The organism is Rhizobium sp. CFBP 13644, from assembly GCF_014842165.1.
Classification (GTDB): Bacteria; Pseudomonadota; Alphaproteobacteria; order Rhizobiales; family Rhizobiaceae; genus Agrobacterium; species Agrobacterium tumefaciens_C.
Genome location: NZ_JACYVF010000026.1, coordinates 1 through 2,537, shown reverse-complemented (window position 1 = coordinate 2,537; position 2,537 = coordinate 1). Strand labels below are relative to the sequence as shown.

2 protein-coding genes are annotated in these 2,537 nt (G+C 57.3%); one reads left to right on the top strand and one right to left on the bottom strand.

Annotated features, from left to right (window positions below; genetic code table 11):
- The first annotated feature begins 142 nt into the window (after window positions 1-142).
- Window positions 143-1,570, top strand: coding sequence for an ISNCY family transposase (locus IFT53_RS23500; protein ID WP_174152943.1), 1,428 nt, complete (start codon window positions 143-145; stop codon window positions 1,568-1,570).
- Window positions 1,571-1,575: 5 nt separating this feature from the next.
- Here IFT53_RS23500 and IFT53_RS23495 read toward each other — a convergent pair whose 3' ends face one another.
- Window positions 1,576-2,313 carry a hypothetical protein gene (locus IFT53_RS23495; protein WP_174153030.1) on the bottom strand — a complete coding sequence of 246 codons (738 nt, stop codon included), beginning with the start codon at window positions 2,311-2,313 and terminating at the stop codon, window positions 1,576-1,578.
- Window positions 2,314-2,537: the final 224 nt, after the last annotated feature.

Below are 2,537 nucleotides of genomic sequence, written 5' to 3'. Positions count from 1 at the left end.
TGTAACGGCTATATAGTAATGCGACAGTTGGGCCAGTTAGAGATGCGACAGTCTCGCCTCTCGACGCACTGGTCAAATCCAACGTTGGGAGCAAGGATGACGACATTCAACTTGGTCGAGACCATGAGCGGTCGGAGTCGTCATGTCCTGTTTGATCACCATGTCGCAGAAAGAGTTGCATCGCCTTGAACTTATCCAGAAGATCCGTGACGAACGCCTGAGCGTTGTGCAGGCGGCCGAACGGCTCGACCTCAGTCGAAGCCAGGTGCATCGGCTGCTGCAGGCCTATGACCGGGATGGCCCAGCCGGGCTCGTTTCGAAGAAACGATCGCGTCCTAGCAACCGGCGCCACAGCGAGGAGTTTCGTAATGCGGCGCTGGATCTGGTTCGTGAACGCTATTTGGATTTCGGTCCAACGCTGGCACGTGAGAAGCTGATCGAGCTGCACCGGATCTCGGTCGCCAAGGAGACGCTGCGACAATGGATGACCGAGGCTGGTATCTGGGTCTCACGCAAAGAACGCAAGAAACGGGTTTTCCAGCCACGCGGCCGACGTGATTGCTTTGGCGAACTGGTGCAGATCGATGGCTCGCATCACTGGTGGTTCGAGAACCGTGGGCCCAAATGCGCCCTGCTCGTCTATATAGATGACGCGACCGGCAAGCTGCTGCATCTACGGTTTGCAGGATCGGAGAATACGTTCGACTATCTACATGCGACGAAGGCCTATCTGCAGCAATGGGGCAAACCGCTGGCTTTCTACAGCGACAAGCACGGCGTTTTTCGTTCGACCCATGCGTCGGAGAAGGACCGGACGAGCGGCCTGACACAATTCGGCCGGGCGCTTTATGAGCTAAACATCGACATCATTTGTGCCAACACCCCGCAGGCCAAAGGCCGGGTGGAGCGTGCCAATCAGACGCTGCAGGATCGGTTGGTGAAAGAAATGCGGCTTCGCGGCATCGATACAATTGAAGCTGCCAATGCCTATGCGCCTGAGTTCATGGAGGATTTCAACACGCGTTTCGGCAAGCAACCACGCAATCCGAAGGACATGCACCGACCTTTGGCCTCGCATGAGAACCTCGATGGCGCCATGTGCCGCAAGGAAGTCCGCACCCTGTCGCAATCCCTTACGCTGCGTTACGACAAGGTGCTGTTCATTCTCGATCCGACCGAGATTTCCAAGCCATTGGCAGGGCAGAAGGTGATTGTCTGCGATTATCCGGACGGCCGGCTTGAGATCATGCACGAGAGCTTTGCCCTACCCTACAGGACCTTCGATACGTTACGCTCGGTGCATCGTTCGGAGGTCGTCGACAACAAGCGGCTGGACGATATGCTGTCGATCGTCGCCGAGTTGCAGGCAGGCAGAGAACAGCAACGCAGCAAGAGTGGCCCCCGACGCACTGGACAGAAGGATCATATGTTCGGCATTCGCGACGGCAGCACCGGCAACGGCTACCAGAAGCGTGGCCGCAAACCGGGCCCCCGGACGGATTTCATGAATGATCCGAAGGTGATTGCGAAGCGAGAGAAGGCGTTGATGAGGCAGCCAGCGGCAAAATAACGATCTCAATGGACGCCGATGTCGCTCTGCGTATCCGACTCCAGTTGCAGGCACGCTGGCCAAAGTGGCGTCTTGTGGAAGGATCCGTCCTGGAGGAACGTGAGCCCCTCTCGTGCCTCGTAGAGCAGGCCCAGCCAGCACAAGCGTCGAAAGACACCATACTGAAGATCGGATTTCAGTTCCCAGGCTTCCAGGGTCATTTCGGTCTCAGACAGGGGCGCGAAGTCTGGCTTGAGGATCTTCACAACCTGCAATGGCGTGCACCCTTCTCTGGCCTTGATATTGAGAAGATTGAGGAGCATGCGCCACCAGCGTAACCGTGCTCGGACCTCCTCTTCCCGTTCGGTGTCGTGGACATAGGAATAGAGATAATCCGTGGCAATCAGATCAAAGAAGGCGTTCGGGTCCAGCAGAAACTCCCGGCCGCGTTTGGTTGGCAGCAGCACATTCTTTTTCCGGCGAAGGAATTTTAGATGACGGGTCATGTCGCGCACGACCCAGAGCGGCGGCATGTCGCTTTCGTTCAGCACTTTGTTCATGCTGTATAGGTCTTCGGCCGTAAACCCTGGCCAGAGGAAGTGCACGGCGGCCCAATGCACGAACTTGCGGTTCATGGCGCCGGTCGCTGTCAATCCTATGCCACCTTCGCCGTCAGCATAGGCGACGGACAAAAGCATGCCGCGAAGAAGTGGTGAAAGCGCGGCCACGTCGACGTTGCCGTGCAACTTGATTTCCGGAAGCATCATGCCGCTTTGATCCCTACCCGCCCGATGCAGGTGCTAAACGATTATCAACTGGCGATGAGATAATTGCTACTGAGGAAGCTAAAGCCGAAGAGGTGTTCCATCACCCGCCCCCTCCCTACCCTTGCAACCCGGCCCAGCCGGTCCGGTCGGGGGCTGATCGGTGGTGCCAGTGTCGCATTTCTAACGGGCCAGCGGCGTCGCAGCTCTAACCAGCTTTGACA

Excerpts from the sequence above, each read along its gene's own strand:
- IFT53_RS23500 (WP_174152943.1), top strand. The coding sequence starts at position 143 with ATGTCCTGTTTGATCACCATGTCGCAGAAAGAGTTGCATCGCCTTGAA.
- IFT53_RS23495 (WP_174153030.1), bottom strand. The coding sequence starts at position 2,313 with ATGCTTCCGGAAATCAAGTTGCACGGCAACGTCGACGTGGCCGCGCTT.